23 protein-coding genes are annotated in these 24,711 nt (G+C 71.2%); 11 read left to right on the forward strand and 12 right to left on the reverse strand.

What is annotated here, in order from left to right; all coding sequences use genetic code 11:
- The first annotated feature begins 19 nt into the window (after nt 1–19).
- A complete protein-coding gene (locus AC07EG_RS19205) occupies nt 20–1,327 on the forward strand; it encodes an amidohydrolase family protein (protein ID WP_478254468.1) in 1,308 nt (435 codons plus the stop codon).
- A gap of 172 nt (nt 1,328–1,499) precedes the next feature.
- Here AC07EG_RS19205 and AC07EG_RS19210 read toward each other — a convergent pair whose 3' ends face one another.
- Complete coding sequence (locus tag AC07EG_RS19210) at nt 1,500–2,423, reverse strand: helix-turn-helix transcriptional regulator (RefSeq protein WP_478254469.1); 924 nt, start codon at nt 2,421–2,423, stop codon at nt 1,500–1,502.
- Nucleotides 2,424–2,487: 64 nt separating this feature from the next.
- Here AC07EG_RS19210 and AC07EG_RS19215 point away from each other — a divergent pair, with 64 nt between their 5' ends.
- Together AC07EG_RS19215 and AC07EG_RS19220 are read left to right on the forward strand one after the other, a co-directional pair.
- On the forward strand, nt 2,488–2,880 hold the full coding sequence (locus AC07EG_RS19215) for a RidA family protein (protein WP_478254470.1): 393 nt from the start codon (nt 2,488–2,490) through the stop codon (nt 2,878–2,880).
- The gene (locus AC07EG_RS19220; RefSeq protein WP_478254471.1) at nt 2,877–3,284 is read left to right on the forward strand and encodes an SRPBCC family protein; all 408 of its coding nucleotides are present in this window, start codon (nt 2,877–2,879) and stop codon (nt 3,282–3,284) included. Before AC07EG_RS19215 ends, AC07EG_RS19220 begins: the two co-directional genes overlap by 4 nt.
- Here AC07EG_RS19220 and AC07EG_RS19225 read toward each other — a convergent pair.
- Nucleotides 3,274–3,939, reverse strand: a complete 666-nt coding sequence (locus AC07EG_RS19225; RefSeq protein WP_478254472.1) for a response regulator — start codon at nt 3,937–3,939, stop codon at nt 3,274–3,276. The two genes, AC07EG_RS19220 and AC07EG_RS19225, sit on opposite strands and share 11 nt — an antisense overlap.
- The gene (locus AC07EG_RS19230; RefSeq protein ID WP_478254473.1) at nt 3,927–5,009 is read right to left on the reverse strand and encodes a sensor histidine kinase; all 1,083 of its coding nucleotides are present in this window, start codon (nt 5,007–5,009) and stop codon (nt 3,927–3,929) included. The genes AC07EG_RS19225 and AC07EG_RS19230 overlap by 13 nt, the downstream gene beginning before the upstream one ends.
- Nucleotides 5,010–5,123: 114 nt before the next feature.
- Between AC07EG_RS19230 and AC07EG_RS19235 the strand changes: the two genes are divergently transcribed.
- Complete coding sequence (locus AC07EG_RS19235) at nt 5,124–5,348, forward strand: hypothetical protein (protein ID WP_478254474.1); 225 nt, start codon at nt 5,124–5,126, stop codon at nt 5,346–5,348.
- Here AC07EG_RS19235 and AC07EG_RS19240 read toward each other — a convergent pair.
- Complete coding sequence (locus AC07EG_RS19240; RefSeq protein WP_478254475.1) at nt 5,320–6,003, reverse strand: SDR family oxidoreductase; 684 nt, start codon at nt 6,001–6,003, stop codon at nt 5,320–5,322. The two genes, AC07EG_RS19235 and AC07EG_RS19240, sit on opposite strands and share 29 nt — an antisense overlap.
- Before the next feature lie 58 nt (nt 6,004–6,061).
- Here AC07EG_RS19240 and AC07EG_RS19245 point away from each other — a divergent pair, with 58 nt between their 5' ends.
- Nucleotides 6,062–7,372 (forward strand): MFS transporter, encoded by a 1,311-nt coding sequence (locus tag AC07EG_RS19245; RefSeq protein ID WP_478254476.1) that lies wholly within the window; start codon nt 6,062–6,064, stop codon nt 7,370–7,372.
- Here the strand turns inward: AC07EG_RS19245 and AC07EG_RS19250 are convergent.
- A complete protein-coding gene (locus AC07EG_RS19250) occupies nt 7,366–7,800 on the reverse strand; it encodes a MarR family winged helix-turn-helix transcriptional regulator (RefSeq protein WP_478254477.1) in 435 nt (144 codons plus the stop codon). The two genes, AC07EG_RS19245 and AC07EG_RS19250, sit on opposite strands and share 7 nt — an antisense overlap.
- Nucleotides 7,801–7,956: 156 nt before the next feature.
- Here AC07EG_RS19250 and AC07EG_RS19255 point away from each other — a divergent pair, with 156 nt between their 5' ends.
- Together AC07EG_RS19255 and AC07EG_RS19260 are read left to right on the forward strand one after the other, a co-directional pair.
- Nucleotides 7,957–8,895 carry an ATP-binding cassette domain-containing protein gene (locus AC07EG_RS19255; RefSeq protein WP_478254478.1) on the forward strand — a complete coding sequence of 313 codons (939 nt, stop codon included), beginning with the start codon at nt 7,957–7,959 and terminating at the stop codon, nt 8,893–8,895.
- 12 nt (nt 8,896–8,907) lie between these two features.
- A complete protein-coding gene (locus AC07EG_RS19260) occupies nt 8,908–9,648 on the forward strand; it encodes an ABC transporter permease (protein ID WP_478254479.1) in 741 nt (246 codons plus the stop codon).
- A gap of 48 nt (nt 9,649–9,696) precedes the next feature.
- Here AC07EG_RS19260 and AC07EG_RS19265 read toward each other — a convergent pair whose 3' ends face one another.
- From AC07EG_RS19265 to AC07EG_RS19275, 3 genes are all read right to left on the reverse strand, one after another.
- Nucleotides 9,697–11,787, reverse strand: a complete 2,091-nt coding sequence (locus AC07EG_RS19265; protein WP_478254480.1) for a PhoX family protein — start codon at nt 11,785–11,787, stop codon at nt 9,697–9,699.
- Between the two features lie 171 nt (nt 11,788–11,958).
- The gene (locus AC07EG_RS19270; protein ID WP_478254481.1) at nt 11,959–13,992 is read right to left on the reverse strand and encodes a PhoX family protein; all 2,034 of its coding nucleotides are present in this window, start codon (nt 13,990–13,992) and stop codon (nt 11,959–11,961) included.
- Nucleotides 13,993–14,082: 90 nt separating this feature from the next.
- Nucleotides 14,083–15,300 (reverse strand): MFS transporter, encoded by a 1,218-nt coding sequence (locus AC07EG_RS19275; RefSeq protein WP_478254482.1) that lies wholly within the window; start codon nt 15,298–15,300, stop codon nt 14,083–14,085.
- Nucleotides 15,301–15,708: 408 nt separating this feature from the next.
- On the opposite strand from AC07EG_RS19275, the gene AC07EG_RS19280 reads away from it, so the two are divergent.
- Complete coding sequence (locus AC07EG_RS19280; RefSeq protein WP_478254483.1) at nt 15,709–16,353, forward strand: HAD family hydrolase; 645 nt, start codon at nt 15,709–15,711, stop codon at nt 16,351–16,353.
- Between the two features lie 40 nt (nt 16,354–16,393).
- On the opposite strand, the gene AC07EG_RS19285 is transcribed toward AC07EG_RS19280, so the two are convergent.
- Together AC07EG_RS19285 and AC07EG_RS19290 are read right to left on the reverse strand one after the other, a co-directional pair.
- Complete coding sequence (locus AC07EG_RS19285) at nt 16,394–17,479, reverse strand: inositol-3-phosphate synthase (protein WP_478254484.1); 1,086 nt, start codon at nt 17,477–17,479, stop codon at nt 16,394–16,396.
- 52 nt (nt 17,480–17,531) lie between these two features.
- Complete coding sequence (locus AC07EG_RS19290; protein WP_478254485.1) at nt 17,532–18,107, reverse strand: PadR family transcriptional regulator; 576 nt, start codon at nt 18,105–18,107, stop codon at nt 17,532–17,534.
- Between the two features lie 266 nt (nt 18,108–18,373).
- Between AC07EG_RS19290 and AC07EG_RS19295 the strand changes: the two genes are divergently transcribed.
- Together AC07EG_RS19295 and AC07EG_RS19300 are read left to right on the forward strand one after the other, a co-directional pair.
- On the forward strand, nt 18,374–18,775 hold the full coding sequence (locus tag AC07EG_RS19295) for a DUF5318 domain-containing protein (protein WP_478254486.1): 402 nt from the start codon (nt 18,374–18,376) through the stop codon (nt 18,773–18,775).
- Nucleotides 18,776–18,854: 79 nt separating this feature from the next.
- Nucleotides 18,855–21,518 (forward strand): transglycosylase domain-containing protein, encoded by a 2,664-nt coding sequence (locus AC07EG_RS19300; protein ID WP_478254487.1) that lies wholly within the window; start codon nt 18,855–18,857, stop codon nt 21,516–21,518.
- A gap of 115 nt (nt 21,519–21,633) precedes the next feature.
- On the opposite strand, the gene AC07EG_RS19305 is transcribed toward AC07EG_RS19300, so the two are convergent.
- Both AC07EG_RS19305 and AC07EG_RS19310 read right to left on the reverse strand, forming a co-directional pair.
- Nucleotides 21,634–22,488 carry an amidohydrolase family protein gene (locus tag AC07EG_RS19305; protein WP_478254488.1) on the reverse strand — a complete coding sequence of 285 codons (855 nt, stop codon included), beginning with the start codon at nt 22,486–22,488 and terminating at the stop codon, nt 21,634–21,636.
- Nucleotides 22,489–22,532: 44 nt separating this feature from the next.
- Nucleotides 22,533–23,591, reverse strand: a complete 1,059-nt coding sequence (locus AC07EG_RS19310; RefSeq protein ID WP_478254489.1) for a Gfo/Idh/MocA family oxidoreductase — start codon at nt 23,589–23,591, stop codon at nt 22,533–22,535.
- A gap of 54 nt (nt 23,592–23,645) precedes the next feature.
- Between AC07EG_RS19310 and AC07EG_RS19315 the strand changes: the two genes are divergently transcribed.
- Nucleotides 23,646–24,710 (forward strand): ROK family transcriptional regulator, encoded by a 1,065-nt coding sequence (locus tag AC07EG_RS19315; RefSeq protein ID WP_478254490.1) that lies wholly within the window; start codon nt 23,646–23,648, stop codon nt 24,708–24,710.
- Nucleotide 24,711: the final 1 nt, after the last annotated feature.

Here is a 24,711-nt window from a genome sequence, read left to right on the forward strand (position 1 = left end):
CACCCTCTAGAATCCCGTGATGCGCCGTCGTTTCCACGCCCCCGTCGTCCTTCCCGCCGACCCCGCCTGTTCCGTGCTCCGCGACGCGGTGCTCGACGTCGGCGAGGACGGGCGGATCACCCACTGCGGCCCGGCCGCCACGGCACCGGAGACCGACGTCCCGTGCACCGAGCTGACCGGCATCCTGCTGCCCGGCCTGGTCAACACCCACGCGCACAGCCCGATGGTGCTGCTCCGCGGCATGGGGTCCGACCTGCCGCTGCTGCGCTGGCTGAGCGAGGTCATCTGGCCGGCCGAAGCCCGGTTGCGCGCCGAGGACATCCGGACCGGCATGCTGCTGGGCTCGCTGGAGATGCTGCGGCACGGCGTCACCACCAGCGCGGAGATGTACTTCCACGGCGACCAGCTCGCCGACGCGGTGCTGGCCACCGGCGCCAGGGTGTCGATCGGCGCGCCGATCATGGACCTGCCCGGCATGGACTGGCGGGCGCAGCTCAACGCCGTCGACGCCTGGATCGACGCCGACGGCCTGCGCTTCGGCCCCGGCGAGCGGATCGAGGTCAGCTACGGCCCGCATTCGGCGTACACGCTGCCGGAGGAGGCGTTGCGGCTGACCGCGGAGTCGGCCGGGCGCCGGGACGCGCTGGTGCAGATCCACGTGGCCGAGGCACGCACCGAGGACGAGAAGCAGCGCGCCGAGCACGGCTCGGTGCCGAAGCTGCTGGCCAAGACCGGGTTGCTGGACACCAGGGTGGTCGCCGCCCACGCCATCCACCTGTCCGACGAGGACATCGCGTTGTTCGCCGACCACGGGGTCGGCGTGGCGCACTGCCCCGGCTCGAACGCGAAGCTCGCCTCCGGCATCGCGCGGCTGGCCGAGCTGCGGGCGGCCAAGGTGCCGGTCGGCCTCGGCACCGACGGCCCGGCCAGCAACGACGACCTGGACCTGTGGGAAGAGGTGCAGCTCTCGGCGATGCTGTCGCGGCTGGCGACCGGGGACTCGACGGCGCTGAGCGCGGCCGGGGCCCTGCTGCTGGCCACGCGTGGCGGCGCCGAGGCACTCGGCCGAGCCGACATCGGCGCGCTGGAAGCCGGGCGGTGGGCCGACTTCGTGCACATCGACCTGGACGATCCCGCCTTCGCCACCGGCCTCGACGTGCCGGACGCCCAGCTGCTGGCGAACCTGGTGTGGGGCGCGGGCTCGCGGCGGGTGCGGGAGGTGTGGGTGGCCGGGGAGCAGGTGGTCGCGGCCGGCGAGCCGACCAGGGTGGACCGGGCGGAGGCACAGGCGGGCGTCGCGGTGGCCTCGGCACGGCTGCGTGCCTGATCGCGGCCTGGCTGAACTCGAACCTGCGACCTAGAGATCAGAAGGCTCATGCTCTGTGGAGCTGAGAGCAGGTGATCGAGCCCCAGGCGCCAGGCAGGCATCGGCGCGGCTGGGGCTTGGGAGCGGTCGAGCAGCCATCGGCTGAGCGCGCGGGCGGATCGCGGCCGCGGGGCTAGTAGCGGGCCGCCAGCCATTCGCCGAGGGAGTGCAGGCGGCCGGTGAGGGCGGCCGGTTCGAGGACGTCCAGGTCCAGGTTCAGGTAGGCGAGCCACCGCGCGGCCCAGTCCAGGTCGTCGGTGCCGAAGTGCAGGTCGCAGGTGTAGTCGTCGACCTCGGAGACGGTGGCGACGCTCGGGTCGACCAGGTCGCGGACCAGGTCGGCCGAGGTGTGCACCCGCACCCGGACGCGGTGCCGCCAGGGTCCGTGGGCGAGCGAGTCCGACACGAAGGCGGCGGCGTCCACGGGTGGTTCCGGGGCCGGGTACCGGGTGCCGAGTGGCTGGGCGTGCCCGACGCGGTCGATGGCGTAGGTCCGCCAGCGTTCGCTCCCACGGGGACAGGCGACCAGGTACCAGTGGCTCCGCAAGGCGACGAGTCGATATGGCTGCACGTCGATCGGGCGGTCGTCGTGGCGGAGGCGGACGGCTTCACCGGCGCGGCAGGCGAGGGCCAGCGGGATGAGCACGTCCCGGCCGGTCCGCCGCCGTGCCGGGCTGGGCCGGGTCTGCACGTCGGCGAGGGCGTTCAGCCGGGTCTGCCAGCGCGACGGGACCACCTGCGTGAGCTTGGCCAGTGCCGTGGTCGCCGCGGTTTCGAGGCCGTCGACGGCGATCGCGGTGCGCAGGCCGACCACGACGGCCGCGGTTTCGTCGGCGTCGAGCAGCAGCGGTGGCATGGTGCGCCCGGAAGCCAGGCGGTAGCCGCCGTCCCGGCCCGCATCGCCGTCGATGCGGTAGCCGAGTTCCCGCAGCTGGGCGACGTCGCGGCGGGCCGTGCGCTCGGTGACGCCGAGCCGTTCCGCGAGCCGTGGCGCGGAGATGCCGGGATGCGCCTGGAGCAGGGCGAGCGTTTCGAGGCGCCGGGTGGTGGTGGACACGCTTCGGAATGATGCCGGTAAACCCTGACCGTATCTGTCCGGGTAGGGCGGCAAGCTCAGTCCCATGAACCAATTGCTCCGTCCCGAGGGACTCGTCCAGTCGCCCGCCTTCACCCACGTCGCCGTGGTGCCGCCGGGTGCCACCACCGTCTACATCGGCGGCCAGAACGCCGTCGACGGTGAGGGCAGGCTCGTCGGCGGTGACGACATCGCCGCGCAGACCCGCCAGGTGCTGGCCAACCTGCACACCGCGCTGGCCGCGGGCGGGGCCACCGTGCAGGATCTGGTGATGCTCACCATCGCGCTGGCCGAAGGCGCCGACCTGGCCGCGGCCTATCCGGCGGCGGCAGCCGGGCTGGCCGGTGCGACGCCGCCGGTGGTCGTCACCCGGGTGGCCGGGCTGGCCGTGCCCGGCGCGCTGGTCGAGGTCAGCGCCATCGCGGCGGTGACCAGGTGACCGTCGGGCGCACCCGGGACGCGGGCTGGCAGATCGGGGTGTCGAAGACGGTGGACCACCCGGTGGCCGAGGTGTGGGACTTCATCACCTCACCGGAGGGCGTGGCGATCTGGCTCGGCGAAGGCGTGACGATCGCGCGCGAGGCGGGCACCGGCTACCGGACCGAGGCCGGGGTGCAAGGCGAGGTGCGCAGCTTCCGCGAACTCGACCGCCTCCGGCTCACCTGGCAGCCGCCCGGCTGGACGCACGACACCACGTTGCAGCTGACGGTCACCTCGGCAGGCGAGGGCCGCGCTCGGCTCGGTGTGCACCAGGAACGGCTGGCCGACGCGGCCGAACGCGAACAGCAGCGCACGCACTGGAAGGGCGTGGTCGCCGAAATCGTGGCGGCGCTCAGCCGCTGAGCAGACCGGCGTCGTGCACCAGCAGGGCGATCTGCACCCGGTTGTTCAGGCCGAGCTTGGTCAGGATCGCCGACACGTGCGTCTTCACCGTCGGCACCCCGAGGTGCAGCACCCGCCCGATCTCCGCGTTCGACCGCCCGCGCCCGACCTCCACGGCGACCACGCGCTCCCGCTCGTTCAACCGCGACAGCCGCTCCGCCGCCCGCGTGCGCCGGCGGTCCACGTCGGACTCGGCGACCCGGTCCATCAGGCGGCGGGTCACCGCCGGGGACAGCGCCGGGTGCCCCCGCGCGACCCGCCGCACCGCCGCCACGATCTCGGCGGGCGGGGTGTCCTTGAGCAGGAACCCGGCGGCCCCGGCCCGCAACGCCCGCAGCACGTGCCGATCGGCGTCGAAGGTGGTCAGCACGATCACCTCCGGTGCCGACGGCCGGGCCCGCAGGGCTTCGGTGGCGGTGAGGCCGTCCGTGCCCGGCATCCGGATGTCCATCAGCACCACGTCGGGGTGGTGCGCGTCGACCAGCGGCAGCACCTCGGCGCCGTCCCCGGCTTCGGCGACCACGTGCAGGTCGGCGGCTCCGCCGAGCATCATCGTCAGCCCGGCGCGCACCAGCGGGTCGTCGTCGACGAGCAGTACCCGGATCACGGCGGCCACGGTAGCCGGGCCGACACCCGCCAGCCGCCGCCGGGCCGGGGCCCGTGGGCCAGCCGCCCGCCCGCCATCACCGCGCGCTCGGTCAGGCCGAGCAAACCCTGTCCGGAGCCCTCGGCGGGCGCGGTGGCCGCCTCGTTGGTGACTTCGATCGCCAGCCCGTCGCCGGGGGCACCGGTCACCTCGACCTCGACGGCGGCACCGGGGGCGTGCTTGCGCGCGTTGGTCAGGCTCTCCTGCACGATCCGGTAGGCGGTGCGGCCGAGCGTGTCCGGTGGCTCGCCGTCGACCGCCAGCCGCAGTTCGACCCGCATCCCGGCCCGCCGCGATTCCCCGGCCAGCTCGGGCAGGTCCGCCATCGACGGCTGGGGCAGCTCGCCGACCGGCGCCCGCAGCACCCCGATCACCTCGCGCAGGTCCTGCAACGCCTGGTGCGAGCTCTCCCGGATCACCTTGGCGGCCCGCGCGACGTCCTCGGCGGGCGCGTCCGGCCGGAACTCCAGTGCGCCCGCTTGCACGCTGAGCAGCGAAAGCCGGTGCCCGAGCACGTCGTGCATCTCCCGCGCGATCTCCTCACGCGCCGCCCGGACCGCACGCTCCTGCAACGACACCACCAGTTTGCGCCGGTGGTGGATGGCCAGCCCCCAGCCGACCACCGCGCTCTGCACCACCAGCCCGAACGCCAGCAGCAGGGACGCGGGCGCGTCGGGCTCCGGCCGCAGTTGCTGGTAGGCGAACGCGGCGGCCAGGCCACCGGCGAACAACAACGCGGTGACCCGCGGTGGCCGGAGCACGGCCACGGTGAACAGGGCCGCCATCGCCGCCCCGCCGACCAGTTCGGAGAACGACGACAACGCGATCAGCACCACCGCCAGCCCCACCGGCCACCGGCGGCGGAACCACAACGCGGCGCAGCCCAGCGCGCCGACGACCTGGTCCAGGTCGAGCAGCCACGCCGGTTCCGGGGTCGGCCACCACCGCAGCCGGCCCACCGCCAGCCAGAGCCCGAACACCACGGCGAAGCCGAACACCGCGCTGTCCACGATCCACTGGCGCCGGGTGCGGGTGCTCACCGCACCGAACCTACCCAGCGATCCGGCGGGCACCACCGGATGCGATACCGAAGTCGTCCCGCTCGATACCTTCGGCCGAGCACGGCGTCCGCCCGGCCTCCCTAGCGTCGGGACATGCGGAAAACCACCGAGACCGCGGGCGGGCTGCTGGTGCTGATGGGCCTCAGCGGCACCATCGACCACCTCTGGTACCAGCCGGTCCTCGGCCCGTTCCTGAACGCGTTCAACCGGTACGTCTTCCCGGCCGTCGACGCGCTGCGCGGGTACGAGGTCTACGCGAACCTGCTGGTGGCGGTGGTCGGCGTGGTGGTCATCGCGGCCGCACGACGAGTTCGGTGAGGTGCGCGTCGGGGCTCGCGGAGACCGCGGCGAGCACCGCCTTCGCCACCGAATCGGGGCGCAGGTAGCGGCCGGGGTCGTACTCGTTCCCCTCGCCGGCGACGATCGCGCGCTGCATGTCGGTGTCGGTCCGGCCGGGGTGGACGGAGGTGACGCGCAGGCCGTTCGGCTCCTCCTCGGCACGCAGCACGTCGGCGAAGGCACGCACGGCGAACTTGCTCGCCGCGTACGGACCCCAGCCGGGGCGGGCGTTGAGCCCGGCACCGGAGTTGATCACCACGACGTGCCCCTTCGCCGCGCGCAACGCGGGCAGCAGCAACCGGGTCAGCTCGGCGACCACCACCACGTTCAGCTCGAAGTTGCGCCGCCAGTCCTCGGCGGTGGCCTGCTCGACGGTGCCCAGTTCGGCGACGCCCGCCGAGTGCACCAGCACGTCGAGCCGGTCGAGGTCCGCCACGGCCGCACGCACGGCGTCGGAATCGCCCAGGTCGACCGGCCACGGGCGCGCGCCGGGCAGTTCCGCGGCGAGTTCCTCCAGCGCGCCGGTGTCACGGCCGCCGAGCAGCACCTGGTGGGTGGGGGCGAGCGCCTGCGCCACGGCGGCGCCGATGCCTCGGGAAGCGCCGGTGACCAGGGCGAGCGGCTGTTCAGTCATGGGTCCCACGGTAGGAGCCCCTTGACGCACGGGCCGCGCGGGCCTGTGATGATCGATCATGAAGGCGACTGACCCCGGTGACCGCGTGCTGCGCAAGGTGGCGCTGCGGCTGATGCCGTTCCTCTGCCTGCTGTACTTCGTGAACTACCTGGACCGGGTGAACATCGGTTTCGCCGCGCCGAACGGGATGAACGAAGAACTCGGGCTGACCGCGACGGTGTTCGGCTTCGCCTCGGGCATCTTCTTCCTCGGTTACCTGCTGCTGGAGGTGCCGAGCAACCTCGCGCTGCACCGGTTCGGCGCGCGGCGGTGGATGGCCCGGATCATGCTCACCTGGGGCGTCGTGGCCACCGTGATGGCCTTCGTGCCGAACGCGACCACGCTGGTGGTCCTGCGTTTCCTGCTCGGGGTCGCCGAGGCGGGCTTCTTCCCCGGCATCATCCTGTACCTGACCTTCTGGTTCCCGGCCGCGCAGCGCGCCAAGGCGGTGGCCATGTTCATGGCCGCGGTGCCGATCTCCTCGGCGGTCGGCGCCACCGTCTCCGGCCTGCTGATCTCCGGCGGCGACGGGGTGTTCGGCTTGTCCGGCTGGCGGTTCATGTTCCTGGTCGAGGGCGTGCCCGCGATCCTGCTGGCCTTCGTCACCTGGTTCTACCTGACCGATCGCCCGGAGAAGGCGAAGTGGCTGACCGAGGGCGAGCGCGACTGGCTTTCGTCCACTTTGGCCGCGGAGAAGGCGGACACCGAGCAGCAGCACCACTGGCCGTTGCGCAAGGCGCTGACCCACCCGCGCATCCTGGCGCTGGCCTTCGTCTACTTCGGCATCGCCTACGGGCTCTACGCGCTCGGCTTCTTCCTGCCGACCATCATCGCCGGGTTCAAGCAGCAGTTCGGCACGCAGTTCTCGATCACCGAGACCGGGCTGATCACCGCGATCCCGTACGTGGTCGGCGCGGTGGTGATGGTGCTGTGGGCGCGGCACGGCGACCGGACCGGTGAACGCACCTGGCACGTGGCGGTGCCGATGCTGGTCGGCGGCGCGGCCATCCCGGTGGCGCTGTACCTGGGCAACCCGGTGCTGGCCATGGTCGCGGTGACCATCTGCGCCACCGGGGTCTGCTCGGCGCTGCCGACCTTCTGGGCGCTGCCGTCGAGCTTCCTCTCCGGGGCCGCGGCGGCCGGGGGCATCGCGATGATCAACTCGCTGGGCAACATCAGCGGCTTCGCCGCGCCGTACATCACCGGCTGGCTGACCGACGCCACGGGCAGCCAGCGCACCGGGCTGTGGGCGGTCGGGCTGTGCATGATCGCCGCCGCCGGGGTGGCCGTCCTGCTGGGCGAGCGGATCAGGCGGGACTCGCTTCAGTAGCTGAGCCAGCTCTCGTCGTCGGTCGCGCGTGCCATCAGCTTCTGCAGCAATCCACGCAGTGCCTCGGTTTCGCGGGCGCTCAGGCCACCGGCGAGATCGCGTTCCGCCTGCATCATCGGGCCTTCCGCGGCGGCGAGCAGCCGTTCGGTGCCTTCGGTGAGCACCAGCCGCACGGTGCGCCCGGTCGCCCCGGGCAGCCGGTGCAGGTGCCCGGCGTCCTCGAGTTCGCCGACCAGTTCGTGCAGCGACTGCCTGCTGACGCCGAACTGACGCGCCAGTTCGGCCATGGTCAGCTCGGGTTCGAGCTGCAACTGCACCAGCACGCCGAACTGCCGGGCGGTCAGCCCGAACCGGCGCAGGCGCTCGGCCACCCGCCGCGACGCGAGCGTGTGCGCGTAGGCGAGCAGGTACGGGATCGGCGGCTTCACGGTGCCCACAATAACCGATAATTGTCAAGCACCCTGACGTTTTATGACGCATTCGAAGTAAGCTTTTCGAGCTGCAAATCCGGCAAATCACCTACCGAGAACGATCTCGCGCTGCCCGTGAACGGGGTAGCTCAAATTTGAGTATGGGAGTCGCAGATGATCCATGCCCGCGGTCTGACCAGGCACTTCAAGGTCAAGAACGAGACCGTGGCAGCCGTCCAGAGCCTCGACCTGGACGTCGAGGAGGGCGAGCTGGTCGCCTTCCTCGGCCCCAACGGCGCCGGTAAGTCCACCAGCCTGCGCATGCTGACCACGGTGCTGCCGCCGACGGCGGGCACCGCGGAGGTGGCGGGGCACGACATCCGCACCGATCCGGCCGCCGCGCGCCGCCGGATCGGCTACATCGGCCAGGGCAAGAGCTCCGGCGACTACTTCCGGGTCGCCGACGAACTGTTCAGCCAGGGCCGGTGCTACGGCCTCAGCCGGTCGGAAGCCAGGAAGCGGGCCGGTGAACTGCTCGCCGCCCTCGACCTCGAGTCGCTCGCGAAGCGTTACGCCAACTCGCTTTCCGGTGGCCAGCGACGGCGGCTCGACATCGCGCTCGGGCTGATCCACCGGCCGAAGCTGCTGTTCATGGACGAGCCGTCGTCCGGGCTCGACCCGCAGAACCGGGCGAACCTGTGGGAGCACATCCTGCGGCTGCGCCGGGAGTTCGGCACGACCATCTTCCTGACCACGCACTACCTCGACGAAGCCGACGCGATGGCCGAGCGGGTGCTGGTCATCGACCACGGCAGCGTCATCGCCGACGACACCGCGGCGAACCTGAAGGCCAACCTGGCCGGCGACCTGATCGAAGTGGTGGTCGACGAACCCCGCCGGGCGGCGGAACTGGCCCCGCCGGCGAAGGAGGTGGTGGTCGACGGCGACCTGGTGACCGTGCGGCTGGCCGGGCAGGCCACCGCCGCGCTGCCGCGGTACCTGCGTGAGCTGTACCGGGAGGGGATCACCGTGCGCTCGGCCGACCTCCGCCGCCCCACCCTGGACGACGTCTTCCTCGGCCTCACCGGCCGCAGCCTCCGTGAAACCGCCTGAGGGGAAATGCTGATGAACCTGCTCACCGACACCGGCGTGGTCTTCGGCCGCGAGATCAAGCCCAACCTGCTCAGCCCGGCCGGGCTGCTGATCAACATGGCGCAGCCGCTGGTGTTCCTGCTGCTGTTCGGCCCGCTGCTGCCCGGCGACGGCTCGCCGTGGCAGTGGTTCGTACCGGGCATCCTGGTGATGCTCGCCCTGTTCGGCACCATGGCGTCCGGCTACAACCTGCTGATGGAACGCGGTGGCGGTTCGCTGGAACGGCTGCTGGTCACCCCGATCAGCCGGACCGCGATGCTGCTCGGGCGGGTGCTCAAGGAAGTGGTGCTGCTGCTGGCGCAGGCGGTGCTGATCACCCTGGTGGTGCTGCCGCTCGGCTTCACCCTGCACCCGGCCGGTGTGCTCGCCGGGCTGGTCCTGCTGGCGGTGCTCGGGATCGGCATGGGCGCGCTGTCCTTCGCGCTGGCGATCGCCGTGCGCAAGCAGGATTCGCTGTTCTGGGCGGTGCACCAGACGCTGCTGTTCCCGCTGCTGCTGCTCTCGGGGGTGCTGCTGCCGATCGACGGCGCCCCCGGCTGGCTGCACACCGTCGCCCGGCTGAACCCGCTGTCCTATGTGGTCGATGCGGAACGGGCTCTGTTCGGCGGCGAGCTGGGTGCGGCCGCGGTGCTGCACGGCGGCCTGGCGGTGTTCGGCATCGCCGCCGTCGGCCTGTTCCTCGGCACCACCGCCATGCGGAAGGCCACCGAGTAGCGCGAAGGAGCGGGGCACCCCGAGCCGGGTGCCCCGCTCCCCGGCGGGCTAGCGGACGCCGATCTTGCCGGTGAGACCCCACCGGCCCTTGCGCCACACCGAAACGATGGCCGGGCGCGGCTGGGTGTCGCCGCCGTCCGGCCAGTGCGAGGTGGGGGCACCCGAGTTCGGCGCGTTCTCACCCGGGTGCTGCACGGCCACCAGCACCAGGTTCTCCGTCACCACCGGACCGCAGGTCTCCGCACCGGTCGGCACCGAGAGGAACTGCTGCACCTTGCCGCGTTCCGGACCGCTCACCGGCACCGAGAACAGCCCGTCGTGCGAGCCGAGCGCGTTGCCGTCGGTGGAGATCCACAGGTTGCCGTGCGGGTCGAAGGCCACGTTGTCCGGGCACGAGATCGGCGAGACCTGCGACTTGTCGAAGCCGCCGAAGTAGGTGTCTGCGGTCTTCGGGTCACCGCAGACCAGCAGCAGGCGCCAGTTGAACTTCGTCGCGGTGGCGTTGCCGACCTCTTCGAACTCCAGCACGTGCCCGTTGCGGTTGCCGTTGCGCGGGTTGGCCTCGTCGACGCCGGCCTTGCCCGCCGCACCGCGGTCGGAGTTGTTGGTCAGCGCGCAGTAGACGCGGCCGTTGACCGGGTTCGGCTCGATGTCCTCCGGCCGGTCCATCTTCGTCGGCAGCACCTTGTCCGCGGCCTGCCTGGTGAAGACGTAGACCTCCTCGGCGGTGAATCCGTCCACAAAGGACTTGTTGCCGGCGGCCAGCGGGATCCACTCGCCGGAGCCGTCGAACTCGCCGTCGCCGGGCAGCTTGCCGGTGCCGTCGATCTCGCCGACCGGCGAGTCACCGGTGAACCGGCCCACGTAGAGCGTGCCGTCGTCGAGCAGGCCGGAGTTGTGGCGGCGGGCGTGCGCGCTGTTGCCCTTCTTGTACTTGCCGTTCGAGACGTACTTGTAGATGTACTCGAAGCGCTCGTCGTCCCCGGAGTAGGCGACCACGCGGCCGTCCTCGGCGATCTTCACCGCGGCGCCCTCGTGCTTGAACCGGCCGAGGTGGGTGTGCTTGATCGGCTTCGCGTTCGGGTCGTGCGGGTCGATCTCGACCACCCAGCCGAAGCGGTTCGGCTCGTTCGGCTCCTGGGTGACGTCCCAGCGCTTGTCGAACCGCTCCCACTTGCGGGTGCTCCCGGCGCCGGAGAAGCCGTAGCGCTTGAGCCGCGCGGCCTGCACCGGGTCGGTCACCGCACCCGCGTTGGCGAAGTACTGGTTGATGTTCTCCTCACCGGAGAGCACGGTGCCCCAGGGGGTCACGCTGCCGGCGCAGTTGTTCTGCGTGCCGCGGACCACCTTGCCGGACGGGTCGGCGGAGGTCTTGAGGTACTGCGAACCGGCGGCGGGCCCGCGCACCTCGAACTCGGTGTTCAGCGTGATGCGGCGGTTGTAGCGGCTCGGCACCACGCGCAGCCCGCCGTGGATCGGGTCGCGCAGCGCCTGCACCACGGACAGCCCGTGTGCCGCCCAGGCGATCTTGACCTGCTCCTCGGTGGGGTTGTTCGGGTCGTACTGGTCGACGGGGAACATGTGCACCTCGGTGGTGTACTCGTGGTTGGCCACGAGCAGGTTCGAGATGCCCAGCGGGTCGAGCGGGATCAGCCCGACGAAGTCGTTGTTGTAGCCGAACTGCTTCTCCTGCGCGGCCGCGGTCTGCTTGTGGAAGTCGAACTTCGGCGCACCGGGCACCACCGCGTCGCCCCAGCGGATGACCACGCGCTGGTCGTAGCCGGGCGGAATGGTGACCGCGTCGTTGGTGTTCGGCGGGACCGGGTCGAAGTCGGTGCCGGGCACCTTCTTCTGCGGCTTGCCCGGCTTGCCGTGGCCCGCCGCCTCGACGGGCGCCGCGGCGGCGGTACCGGACAACGCGGCGAAACCACCCGCGGCCGCGGCCATCACCGCGCTGGCCTTCAGCGCACCACGGCGGGAAAGCACGTTCTTCGCGACGTCGCCGAAGTATTCGTTGTCCGAGGTGTTCGGCTCGGGGTGCGCGCAAGCGTTGCCGCAGCGGTACTCACAGGTGACCGAGGAACGGCCGCCGGGGTGTGAGGTGAGCAACGGCAGGAGCCGCTGGGGCTCGACGGACACGGTGCCTCCATGGTGAGTGCAGTGGGTTCCAGTGGTCCAGTCAGGGGAACGCCGTGACGTTAAGCGACCAAGGAGAGCCCGTTCCGACTTCGAGGTGAACACCAGGCCAACACGGTGTGGCACACGTCGCACCCGCACCGCGTTGACCTGGTCATTCACCTTGAACCGAGGTCAACCGCCGATATCGCCCGGGCCGTGCTTCCCGGGCTTCCACACCGCCACCACCGAGGGCCGCGGCACGCTGGCACCGCCGTCGGGCCAGTGCGAGGCGGGGTTGTCGGCACTCGCGCCGTCCAGCTCACCCGGATGCTGAACACAGACGGTGACCACTTTGTCGCCGATGACCGGGCCGCAGGTCTCCCCGCCCTTCGGCACGGTCAGGAACAGCTTCAGGTTCCCGCGCTGCTTGCCGTCCAGCGGAACGCCGTAGAGCCCGTCGTTGATGCCGAGCGCCCCCGCGGAGTCGGTGGAGATCCACAGGTTGCCGTGCCGGTCGAAGGCCACGTTGTCCGGGCTGGAGATCGGCGACACCTGGTCCTTCGGGAAACCGGCGAAGTAGGTGTCCGGCGCGGACGGGTCGCCGCAGACCAGGAACAGCCGCCAGCGGAACTTCAGCGCGAGCGCCTTCTCGTCGATTTCGAGCACCTGGCCGTGCTTGTTGTGCACCCGGGGGTTCGGCTCGGTCGCGCCCTCCTTGCCGGGGTTGCCGCGTTCGACGTTGTTGCTCAGCGCGCAGTAGACCCGGCCGGTCTTCGGGTGCGCCTGGATGTCCTCCGGCCGGTCCATCTTGGTGGCCCCGACCTTGTCCGCCGCCTCACGGGTGAACACGTACACCTCTTCGGCGGTCATTCCGTCCACAAAGGACTTCTTGCCCGCGGCCAGCGGGATCCACTCGCCACCGCCGTCGAACTCGCCGTCGCCGGGCAGTTTCCCGGAGCCGTCGATCTCGGCTGCCGGGGAGTCGCCGGTGAACCGGGCCACGTACAGCGTGCCGTCGTCGAGCAGGGTCATGTTGTGGCGCCGCGCGTGTGCGCTGCCGCCCTTCTTGACCTTGCCGTTCGAAACGAACTTGTAGATGTATTCGAAGCGCTCGTCGTCCCCGGAGTAGGCCACCACGCGGCCGTCGTCGGCGATCCGGATGTTGGCGCACTCGTGCTTGAACCGGCCGAGGTGCGTGTGCTTGACCGGCGTGCTCTCCGGGTCGTGCGGGTCCAGTTCGATCACCCAGCCGAACCGGTTCGCCTCGTTGAGCTGCTCGGTCAGGTCGAACCGGCTGTCGAACCGCTCCCACTTGCGCGTGGTCTCGGTGCCCCTGATGCCGTAGCGCGCGAGCCGGGTCCGGGTCTTCTCGTCGGGCACCAGGTCGGCGTTGGCGAAGTACTGGTTGACGTTCTCCTCGCCGGACAGGATCGTGCCCCACGGCGTGACGCCGCCCGCGCAGTTGTTCATCGTGCCGAGCACCACCGTGCCGGTCGGGTCGGCGGGAGTCTTGAGCAGCGCACTGCCCGCGGCCGGGCCGGTCACCTTGAACGGCGTGTGCAGCGTGATCCGGCGGTTGAGCCGAGACGGCTTCGGCCGGTAGTGCCCGCTCCGCGGCGTCCTGGTCACCAGCACCACGGTCAGGCCGTGCGCCGCCCAGGCCACCTCGACCTGCTCCTCGGTCGGGTTGTCCTCGTCGTAACCGGGGAACATGTGCGTTTCGGTGGTGTACTCGTGGTTGGTCACCAGCAGCGACTTGAGCCCGGTGTGGTCGATCGGCAGGAGCGCGGCGAAGTCGCAGTTGTAGCCGAACTGCTTGGCCTGCGCGTCCCCGGTCTGCTGGGTGATGTCCCACTCCGGCGCGCCGGGCAGCACCGGGTCGCCCCAGCGGATGACGATGCCCTGCTCGTAGCCCTCCGGCACGACCACCGCGTCCAGCGTGTTCGGCTCGACCCGCTGGAAGTCCAGCCCCGGTGGCGGCTTGGGCTGCCCCTTCTCCGGCGCGGCGGCGAGCGCGGGCGCGGCGGTGAGACCACCGGTGGCCAGCGCGACCACCGCACCCGCCTTCAGCGCGCCGCGGCGGCTGACCTCGGTCAGCACGTCGGCGAAGGTGGCGTTGCCCGAGGTGTTGGGCACTTCGTGGAAACAGGCGTCCCCGCAGCGGTAGGTGCAGGTGACGGCCGCGCGGCCGGGTGAGTGGCCTGGGAGCAACGGCAGGAACTTCAACGGGGACCTCCAGGTTCGGGAGTCCGACGCTAAGCCACCCGACCAACGGAGGGGAATACCTTCATTGGTCGGGTGTTCACCTTTTGTTCACTAGAACTCTTCGCCGACCAGCGCCGCTGTCGGCGGGACGCGGTGGGAGTCCGGGGTGCGCTGCTCGATCGCCAGCAGCGCACCGGCCAGTACACAGAGGACGGCCGCGGCCAGGAACGGCGCCTGCGGCGAGCCGAGCCACTCGGCCACGTGGCCGACCACGGTGGCGGCGACCGCCCCGCCCAGCCAGCGGAGGAAGTTGTACCCCGCGCTGGCCACCGGCCGCGGTGCGTCGCTGACCGACATCGCGGTACCGGTGAACAGCGTGTTCAGCAGGCCGGACACCAGCCCGGAGGCGATGATCGCGGCCACCAGCACCGGCTTGCCCGGCACCAGCATCACCGCCAGCAGCACGGCGTAGGCCAGCACCGCGACCACGGTCGCGTGCCGCTCACCCAGCTTCGCCGCCAGCTTCGGCGCGAAGACCACGCCGGCCACCGCCACGCACAGACCCCAGCCGCAGAACACCAGCCCGACGGCGATGGCGCTCCACTCCAGCACGAACGGCGACCAGGCGAGCACGGTGAAGAACGCGGCGGTGTAGAGCGCCGAACCGATCGAGGTCCGCAGCAGGCCGCCGTGCCGCAGCGCGCGGATCGGGTCCAGCAGCCGGACCCGCGGCCGCTGCTCGTCCTTGTCGCTGTTCAGGAAGATCGAGCACAGCACCAGCGCACCGGCCATCAGCACGGCGGTGCCGAGGAACGGCCCGCGCCACGAGATGTTGCCGAGCAGCGCCCCCAGCAGCGGCCCGACCGACAGGCCGACGCCGAGCGCGGCCTCGTACAGCAGGATCGCGCCCGCCTGCCCGCCGGTGGCCGCGCCGACGATCACCGAAAGCGCGGTGGCGATGAAGAAGGCGTTGCCGAGCCCCCAGACCGCCCGCAGGCCGACCAGCTGCTCGATGGACCCGGCGGCCGCGCACAGGGCGGTGGCCAGCACGATCAGCGTGAGCCCGGTGAGCACGGTGCGCTTGGCGCCGAAGCGCGCGCTCATCGCGCCGGTGAACAGCATCGCCACCACCTGCACGCCGAGGTACGACGAGAACAGCAGGGTCACCTCGGACGGCGTGGCGTTCAGCCCCTCGGCGATGGAGAGCAGGATCGGATCGACCAGCCCGATGCCCATGAAGGCGATGACCGCCGCGAAGGCGGTGATCCAGACCTGCTTGGGCTGGCCCTTGATCGCGTCCAGCAGGCTCCCGTGGTTTCCGGCGCTCATCAGCGGCCTTGCCTCCTCCTTAAGCGAATTCTTACTTAGCTATGCTAACTATCATTGCTGAGCATGTCCAAGTAATCCGGCGCACAGGGGGCCGGCCGGCTCAGCCTGGACGTCCTGCGAGCACGCCGGTCCCGCCCCGGAACGCCCTACGACGGACTGGCGTTCGTGCTGCACGACCTGTTCGCGGTGCCGTTCGAGGAGATCGGCCAGATCCTCGGCAAGTCCACCGGCGCCACCAAGGTGCTCGCCAGCCGTTCCTGGCGGCGGCCCGCTCTCGCTCATGGCGTTCACCGTCACCGGCGGCCGGATCGCCGAACTCCTCGTGGTGACCGACCCGGCCAAGCTCGCGGCGGTGGAACTGCCCGCTTGAGTCGCCGGGGCCGGTCGGCCGCCGGTACGGTCACGCCCATGGACGCGGTGGTCTTCGATCTCGACGGGGTGCTGGTCGATTCCGAGCAGACCTGGGACGAGGTGCGGCGCGCGGTGGTCGCCGAGCACGGTGGTACCTGGCGCGAGGAGTCGACCAGGGCGGTGCAGGGCATGAGCACCCCGGAATGGGCCGAGCACCTGGTCGGCCTCGGGGTCCGGCTGACCGCGGCCGAAGTGGCGGAGGTGGTGGTCGACCGCATGCGGAAGCGCTACGCCGACGGGCCGCCGCTGATCGCGGGCGGGCCGGAGGCGGTGCGCGCGGTGGGCGAGCGGTACCCGGTGGCCATCGCGAGTTCGTCACCGCCGGTGCTGATCCAGGCGTTCCTCGAAGCCACCGGGCTGGACGAGCTGGTGCGCGTGGCGCTGTCGAGCGAGCAGGTCGACGCGGGCAAGCCCGCCCCCGACGTCTACCTGGAGGCGGCGCGGCGGCTCGGGGTCGACGCGGCGGACTGCGTGGCGGTCGAGGACACCACGAACGGGCTGAAGTCGGCGATGGCCGCCGGGATGCGGGTGTGCGCGGTGCCGAACCCGCACTTCCCGCCGGACCCGGCGGTGCTGGCGGAGGCCGCCGTGGTGCTGAAGGACATCAGCGACCTGCCGCGGGCACTGGGCGTGACGCGGTGAACGGGGCACCACTGGCCGGTGGTGCCCCGTTCAGCGTGGATCAGGCTTCGCCGGCGATGAACTTCTCCACGGCGTCGCGGGCGGTGGCGTCGTCGTACTGCTCCGGCGGCGACTTCATGAAGTAGGAGGACGCCGACAGGATCGGGCCGCCGATGCCGCGGTCCTTGGCGATCTTCGCGGCCCGCACCGCGTCGATGATGATGCCCGCCGAGTTCGGCGAGTCCCAGACCTCGAGCTTGTACTCCAGGTTCAGCGGCACGTCACCGAAGGCGCGGCCCTCCAGGCGGACGTAGGCCCACTTGCGGTCGTCGAGCCACTGCACGTAGTCCGAGGGGCCGATGTGCACGTTGGCCTTGCCGAGGTCGCGATCGACCTGCGAGGTCACCGCCTGGGTCTTGGAGATCTTCTTCGACTCCAGCCGCTCCAGCTCCTTCATGTTCAGGAAGTCCATGTTCCCGCCCACGTTGAGCTGCATGGTGCGGTCGAGCTGCACCCCGCGGTCCTCGAACAGCTTCGCCAGCACGCGGTGCGTGATGGTGGCGCCGACCTGCGACTTGATGTCGTCACCGACGATCGGGACACCCGCGTCGGTGAACTTCTTCGCCCACTCGGGGTCGGAGGCGATGAACACCGGCAGCGCGTTGACGAAGGCCACCCCGGCGTCGATGGCGGCCTGCGCGTAGAACTTGTCCGCGTCCTCCGAGCCGACCGGCAGGTAGGAGACCAGCACGTCGACCTCGGCGTCGCGCAGGGCGGCGACCACGTCGACCGGCTGCTCGTCGGACTCCTCGATGGTCTCCCGGTAGAACCGGCCGAGCCCGTCGAGCGTGTGCCCGCGCTGCACGGTGACGCCGAGCGGCGGCACGTCGGCGATCTTGATGGTGTTGTTCTCGCTGGCGACGATGGCTTCGCTGAGGTCGCGCCCGACCTTCTTGGCGTCCACGTCGAAGGCGGCGGCGAACTCGACGTCCCGCACGTGGTACTCACCGAACTGGACGTGCATCAGCCCGGGCACACGCGAGGCGGGATCGGCGTCGCGGTAGTAGTGCACACCCTGCACCAGCGATGCGGCACAGTTGCCGACGCCAACGATGGCCACCCGAACGCTGCGGCGGTTCTCGCCCATGCCGGAATCTCCTTTGGTTTCGTTCTTCACGTAGGTAGTGGCCGAGCCGCGCTCAAGGCTCCTCTGCCCGCTGCTCGGCCTGCTCGTGCGCGATCAGCTCGTTGAGCCAGCGCACTTCTCGTTCGCTGCTTTCCAGGCCAAGCCGGTGCAGCTCGCGGGTGTAGCGGTCGATCCTCTCCTCGGCCCTGGCCATCGCCGCCCGCAGTCCTTCACGCCGCTCCTCGACCCGGCGGCGGCGACCCTCCAGGATCCGCATCCTGACGTCGGCCGGTGTCCTGGAGAAGAACGCGAGGTGGACGCCGAAGCCCTCGTCGTCCCAGGTCTGCGGACCGGCGTCGCCGAGCAGTTCGGCGAACCGTTCCTTGCCCTCCGCGGTCAGCTTGTACACGCGTTTCCCACGGCGGGCTGCCCACGCACGGCTCTGTGCTCGAGCGGCGGGATCCGGCGCCGGGGCTTCGCCGTCCTCTTCGACGATGAAGCCCGCTCGCTGCAACCGCCGCAGGGTCGGGTACAGCGAGCCGTAGGAGAAGGTGCGGAACATGCCGAGGGTTTCGTGCAGCCGCTTGCGCAGCACGTAACCGTGCATGGGTGCCTCGTGCAGCAGTCCCAGCACCGCGAACTCCAGCACGCCGGTCACCCCCTTCCGGGAACAAACGACGCGCTCCGGCGTTGCTCCGTATTACTCCATCCGCGCGTCGAAACCTACCGGGCCACTATATCGCGCCGATACATCGAAGTGGCGTACCTAACCCTGCGGATCACCTGTTGGATGCCGAACCACGGTGGTGGAATTCACCAGAGCGTTACCACTCCGTCGGCGTGTCGCACTCGATGCGCACAGCGCTAGGCAGAACGGCCCATCGTCGCGGGCGCCGGGACACGTACTCTGTCAGCGTGCGAACCCACCGGCAGATCGTGGACTACGCGTTGCAGCGCCGGGCGCTGCTCGCGGGCGTCCGCTCGGGTCGCGTCGGCACCGCCGAGGTGTGCGACGCGGGCCCCTACCTGCTCAGGGCGGCCAAGTTCCACGGGACCCCGGGGCGGGACGACTGCCCCGTCTGCCGCAAGGAGGTCCTCACCGAGGTCTCCTGGGTCTACGGCGACGAGCTGAAGCACGCCTCGGGTTCGGCGCGGGCACCGGAAGAACTGGCGAAGATGGCCAACCATTTCGCCGAGTTCACCGTGTACGTGGTGGAGGTCTGCCGGACGTGCGGCTGGAACCACCTGGTGCAGTCATACGTCCTTGGGACCGGAGAACACCCCCGAACCCGTCCGCGGAGGTCGGCCGGGCAGTGATCCCAGCGTCACAGGGGCAAGCGAGAACGGATGACCACAGAGCGGCGTCCCCCGAACCGCCGATCTGGGAGGGCTTTTCGTGAACGATCAGTACGGCCGATCGTGGCCGGAAGAGGAACCAGGGCAGTGGGATGCGCCACAGTGGCCCGGTGGCGACAACCGCGGTGGCCCCCGCCAGCCGCAGCGCGGCAGCCACGAGTGGCCCGCCGGTGACGAACCGCAGTGGCCCGGTGGTGAGCAGCCCGGCCGCGGGCGCCCGCGTGGCGGTCAGGGTGGTGGCCCGCCCGCCGGTCAGCAGGGCTGGCCGCAGGAGGACCGGCAGCCGCCGCCCCCGCGCCAGCAGCACGGCGGCGGGTACCGCCCGCCGCCACCCGGTCAGCCGCCGTTGCCCCCGCGACGGCAGCCCCCGCGCCAGGAGCAGCCGACCAGCTTCGTGCCGCCGACGCCGGAGCGCGAGCCCGAACTGATCACGCACCACGAGCACAACGGCACCGGCTTCCCCGACAACGACTACGACCGCCGGGACAGCTGGCCGTCGGACGAGCACCAGGCGGCGTTCAACGAGTTCGGCGCGGACGACGACGAGCCCGGCGACGGCAAGAAGGTGCTCACCCCGGCGCAGCGCAAGCGGCGCCGCTGGAAGCGCGTGCGCCGGGCGCTCTACGTACTGGTCGGCCTGTTCGTGGTGGTCCCGGCCGGGGTGTTCACGGTGCTCTACTTCACCGTCGACGTGCCGACCCCGGCGGAGGTGGCGGCCAAGCAGGACAAGGTGGTCACCTACCTGTTCGCCGACGAGTCGGAGATGGGCAAGGACATCCCGCAGGGCGGCAACCGGGTGATGCTGCAGCCGGAGGACATCCCGCAGCACGTGCGCCGGGCGATCTACGCCACCGAGGACTCCACCTTCGAGACCAACTCCGGGTTCGACATCACCGGCATCCTGCGCGCGGTCTACAACCAGGCCACCGGCGGGGTCGGTGGTGGATCCACGATCAGCCAGCAGTACGTGAAGAAGGCCACGGAGAACGAAGAGGGCACCCTCACCCGGAAGGCCACCGAGCTGGTCAAGTCCTTCAAGATGAACAAGCAGTACAACAAGGACGAGATCATCACCGCGTACCTGAACACGATCTACTTCGGGCGCGGGGCGTACGGCATCGAGACCGCGGCGCAGTCGTTCTTCGGCAAGTCCGCCAAGGACATGACCACCTCCGAGGCCGCCCTGCTGGCCGGCCTGATCCAGCAGCCGGGCCGCTCGGAGAACCGCGCGGTGGCCGAGGAGCGCTGGCGGGTGGCGATGGACCGCATCGTGGAGAACCAGTGGATGACGCCCGCCGAGCGCGCGCAGGCCACCTTCCCGGAGATGCGGCCGCTGGACGAGGTGCGCAAGCAGTCGATCAGCGGGCCGAACCTGCTGGTGAAGAACCGGATCGTGGACGAGCTGGAGTCCAAGGGCATCACCGAGGACAAGATCCAGTCCGGCGGGTACAAGATCTACACCACGATCGACCCGAAGGCGCAGGAACTGGCCATCAAGACGGTCACCGAGGTGATGGACGGCCAGCCGGCGGAGCTGCGGGAAGCGCTGGTCGCGGTCGACCCGAAGACCGGCGGGGTGGTCGCCTACTACGGCGGGCCGAACGTCAAGGAGGACCAGCGCGACTGGGCGAACACGGCCCGTCCGCCGGGCTCGTCGTTCAAGCCGTTCGACCTGGTCGCCCTGCTCAAGACGAACAAGGGGCTCGGTGAGGTCTACGACGGCACGTCGCCGCGGAAGATCCAGGGTGCCACGGTGCGCAACTCCGAGGGCGTGGACTGCAGTGCGCAGTGCTCGGTCGCGGAGGCCATGGAGAAGTCGGTGAACACCGTGTTCTACGACTTCGTCGCCCGGCAGACCGGGGTCGAGGAGGTCGTCGACGCCGCGCACCAGGCCGGGGTGAAGGCGCCGCTGGCGGACGCCGACAACAACCTGTCCATCGGTGGTGGCCGGGGTGCCGAGGTGACGCCGGCCGAGATGGCGGCGGCCTACGCGACCTTCGCCGCCGACGGCATCCAGCGCGACTACCACTTCGTGACGAAGGTGCTGAACTCGCGCGACGAGGTGGTCTACGAGGCCGAGATCGAGGAGAAGGCGGCGTTCGCGCCGGACGATCCGGAGAAGAGCAAGCAGATCGCCGGGAACGTGACGAAGTCGCTGGTCCCGGTGCTGCCGTACTCGAAGCTGGCGTGCGGTGGCGGGTACGACTGCGCCGGGAAGACCGGTACGCACCAGTACACGCCGAAGCAGGGTGAGCCGGACAGCCTCGGCAACGAGAACTCGCAGGCGTGGATGGTCGGCTACTCGCCGATCATCTCGACCAGCGCCTGGGTCGGCACCGAGGCCGACAAGGTCATCCGGATGTCGAACAAGAAGAAGATCTACGGCAAGGACCTGCCGGGCGAGATGTGGAAGAAGTTCATGGACGGCTACCTGAAGGGGAAGCCGAAGGAGAAGTTCTCCGACGTCAAGCTGATCGGCCGGACGGTGCAGACGGCGCCGCCGTCGCAGGCGCCGAAGTCGCAGCCGCCGAGCCAGACGCCTTCCTCGGCGCCGCCGAGCGAGTCGAACCCGCCGTCCGAGCCCAACGACGGCGACCCGTCCGGTGAGCCGAGCGACTCGCGGGGCCCGCACATCCCGGGCCTGCCGAACCCGGGCCACGGCAACGGCGACCCCATCCACGGCCGAGATCCGGACGACAACTGAGTTGCTGTTGAGTGGGGCCTTGCTCGTGCGCTACGAGCAAGGCCCCATTTTCGTGCGGTCCACCACGAGCCCGCGAGCGTGAGCCGCGGCGAGCGCCGAAGCGGCGGCGCCGCGGTCAGCCGGCGGTTGCGGTGGGGGTGGTGAGGAGGTGGGCTCGGCTGGTGGGCGGCAGGTGGGTGCCGTGGCGGAGGAGGGAGTGGATCTTGCGGGTGTTCCGGATGTCGGCGAGGGGGTTGGCGTCGAGGATGAGCAGGTCGGCGACCTTCCCGCGGGTGACGGTGCCGTGGGCGGTCAGGCCCAGCTGCCGCGCCGGTTCCCTGGTCGCGGCTTGCAGGGCCTGCATCGGGGTGCACCCGGCCTCGACCAGGTGGGCCAGTTCGTCGTGCAGGCTGAACCCCGGGAAGATCCACGGCGCACCGGTGTCGGTGCCCGCCAGGATCGGCACGCCCGCGCGGTGCAGCGCCCCGGTCAGCCGCAGCCGGTGGTCGAACAGCGACCGCCGGTCCGGTTTCCGCCGCAGGCCCGCCAGCGCGCGCCGCCACCCGTCACGCACCTCGGGCGCGACGTACTTGAGCCGGTAGTCGTCCGCCGCGATCAGCGAGGGGCGGTCCAGCACGGAGTGCCGCACCAGCGTCGGCACGTGCGGGGCGGCCGCGCCCGCCAGCTCCGCGGGGTCCAGCACCACCCGCGCCGGCGGCAGCGTGAGCACCCGGGTGACCCCGTTCGCCAGCAGCAGCGCGTCCCGCGCCGGGTCGCCCGGCCCGTGCACCCGCACGTCGCACAGCCCCGGCACGATGAACTTCCCGGTCACGTCGAGCTTCCGCACCCCGCGCGGCACGTGCACCTCCCCGAACCGCCCGACCGCCGCGATCCGCCCGCCCCGCACCACCACCGTCGCGTCCGGGCGCGGGCGGGCGCCGGTGGCGTCGATGACGGTGGCGTGCAGCAACGCCAGATCTTCCGACAGCATGGCTTCACTGTCGGTGATCCCGGCGCCCGAATCCCTACCGCGTGCTACCCCTTCGCCAGTGGGGTCTGCACCACGCGCCGTTCCGCCCCGGACACCCCGGCCGCTTCGATCACCTTCAACGCCTCCACCGCCGACGCCGGGTCGACCGGGAACGCGCCTTCCCCGCGCACCGCGGCGGCGACCTCGACGTAGAACTGCTCGTACCGCCCGGTCTCGGTCGGCACGCGACGGGTGTCGTCACCGGTGCCGAGCACGCCCCGATCGCTCTCCGGCTCCACGCCCCAGCCCGGCTCCCCCGGCTTCACCCCCGCCTTGACCTGCGGCTCCTGCACGTCCAGGCCGTACTTCGTGAACGTGGCGCGGTTGCCGAGCACCCGGAACCGCGGGTTCAGCGTGGCCGCGAGCGCGGAGGTCCACAGGTGCGAGCGGACCCCGTTCGCGTGCGTCAGCGCGACGAAGACGTCGTCGTGCACGGCGCTGCCCTCGCGCCGCTTGTCCAGTTCGGCGTACACCTCGGTGACCGGCCCGAACAGCTGGAGCGCCTGGTCGATGATGTGCGCACCGAGGTCGTAGAGCAGCCCGCCCGCCTCGCCGGGGTCGGCGAACTCGCGCCAGCTGTCACGCAGCTTCGGCACCCAGCGGTCGTAACGCGACTCGAACCGGAACACCTCGCCCAGCTCACCGGAGTCGAGCACCTTGCGCACGGTCCGGAAGTCCGAGTCCCAGCGGCGGTTCTGGAACACGGTGAGCCCGACGCCCGACGCGGCCGCCGCGTCGATCACCCGCTGCGCCTCGGCCGACGTGGGCGCGAACGGCTTGTCCACCACCACCGGCACCCCGTGCTCGATGGCCTGCAGCGCGAGCGGCACGTGGGTCCGGTTCGGCGTGCTCACCACGACCAGGTCCAGCTCACGGCGGTACAGCTCGTCGGCGTCCCCCAGGACCTCGGCGCCGGGGTGGTCGGCGGCGGCCTGCTCGGCGCGCGCGGGGTTGCCGGTGACGATCGCCGCGACGCCCAGCCCGGGGGTGGCGGCCACCAGCGGCGCGTGGAACACCCGCCCGCCGGTGCCGTAACCGAGGATTCCCACTCGCAGATCAGCCATGCACCCATTAAAACAACGCTGTTGATTAACAGCAACACATGCGAGGATCGGCAGGTGGAGACCGAGACCGGGGTGAACCTGCGGGGCCTGCGCGAGCACAACCAGGCGCTGCTGCTCGGCGAGATCCGGCGGGCGGGCGGGCTCAGCCGGGTCGAACTCGCCGAGCGCAGCGGGCTGACCCAGCAGGCGGTGTCCAAGATCGTGCCCGCCCTGCTCGAAGCGGGCATCCTCGACGAGGAACGCGAACCGTCACGCGGGGTGGGCAAGCCACGCACCCGCCTGCGCATCCGGGCCGACGCGCGGCACGCGCTCGGCGCCCAGCTCGACCGGGACGAACTCCGCGTGGTGCGCACCGACCTGCTCGGCGCGGTGGTCGCCGAACGGACCCGCGACCTGCCCGCCGGGTTCACCCCGGACGACGCCGTCGCGGCGATCCGGTCCTGTGTGGACGAACTGCGGGACGGCACCCCGCTCGGCCTCGGCGTCGGCGCGCTCGGGCCGCTCGACCACACCACCGGCGTGCTGCGCGAGGCGACCAACCTGCCCGGCTGGCACGAGGTACCGCTGCGCGACCTGCTCGCCGAGGCCACCGGCCTGCCGGTGCTGGTGGACAAGGACACCAACGCGGCCGCCGCCGGGCACGCCTGGCACGCCACCACCCCGGCCCGCGCGGTCGCCGTGGTGCTGGTCGGCACCGGCATCGGGGCCGGATTGCTGCTCGACGGCAGGCTCCACCGCGGTCCGCGCACCAACGCCGGCGAGTTCGGGCACACCACCATCGCGCACGACGGCCCGCGGTGCCCGTGCGGGCGCCGCGGCTGCATCGAGGTGCTGCACAACGCCGCCGTCCGGCGCGGCGACCCCGGCGAGGCGGCGCGCCTGCTCGGCGTCGGCCTGGTCGACCTGGTGCAACTGCTCGACCTCGACCGCATCGTGCTCTCGGTGCGGTCGCGGCCCGAGCTGTACCGGGCCCAGGTCGAGGCCCAGCTGAGCGCCTCCCTGCCGCTGCCGGGGTGGCAGAAGCTCGACCTGGTGCTCGCCGAAGACGACGAACGCCTGGTCGCGGCGGGTGCGGCAGCCGAGGTGCTGGCCCGGTTCTACGCCGGACCGGCCGGGTGAC

Source organism: Amycolatopsis sp. NPDC045836 (assembly GCF_056431745.1).

Excerpts from the sequence above, each read along its gene's own strand:
- AC07EG_RS19205 (WP_478254468.1), top strand. The coding sequence starts at position 20 with ATGCGCCGTCGTTTCCACGCCCCCGTCGTCCTTCCCGCCGACCCCGCC.
- AC07EG_RS19215 (WP_478254470.1), top strand. The coding sequence starts at position 2,488 with ATGAACCAATTGCTCCGTCCCGAGGGACTCGTCCAGTCGCCCGCCTTC.
- AC07EG_RS19235 (WP_478254474.1), top strand. The coding sequence starts at position 5,124 with ATGCGGAAAACCACCGAGACCGCGGGCGGGCTGCTGGTGCTGATGGGC.
- AC07EG_RS19240 (WP_478254475.1), bottom strand. The coding sequence starts at position 6,003 with ATGACTGAACAGCCGCTCGCCCTGGTCACCGGCGCTTCCCGAGGCATC.
- AC07EG_RS19245 (WP_478254476.1), top strand. The coding sequence starts at position 6,062 with ATGAAGGCGACTGACCCCGGTGACCGCGTGCTGCGCAAGGTGGCGCTG.
- AC07EG_RS19255 (WP_478254478.1), top strand. The coding sequence starts at position 7,957 with ATGATCCATGCCCGCGGTCTGACCAGGCACTTCAAGGTCAAGAACGAG.
- AC07EG_RS19260 (WP_478254479.1), top strand. The coding sequence starts at position 8,908 with ATGAACCTGCTCACCGACACCGGCGTGGTCTTCGGCCGCGAGATCAAG.
- AC07EG_RS19275 (WP_478254482.1), bottom strand. The coding sequence starts at position 15,300 with ATGAGCGCCGGAAACCACGGGAGCCTGCTGGACGCGATCAAGGGCCAG.
- AC07EG_RS19280 (WP_478254483.1), top strand. The coding sequence starts at position 15,709 with ATGGACGCGGTGGTCTTCGATCTCGACGGGGTGCTGGTCGATTCCGAG.
- AC07EG_RS19285 (WP_478254484.1), bottom strand. The coding sequence starts at position 17,479 with ATGGGCGAGAACCGCCGCAGCGTTCGGGTGGCCATCGTTGGCGTCGGC.
- AC07EG_RS19305 (WP_478254488.1), bottom strand. The coding sequence starts at position 22,488 with ATGCTGTCGGAAGATCTGGCGTTGCTGCACGCCACCGTCATCGACGCC.
- AC07EG_RS19310 (WP_478254489.1), bottom strand. The coding sequence starts at position 23,591 with ATGGCTGATCTGCGAGTGGGAATCCTCGGTTACGGCACCGGCGGGCGG.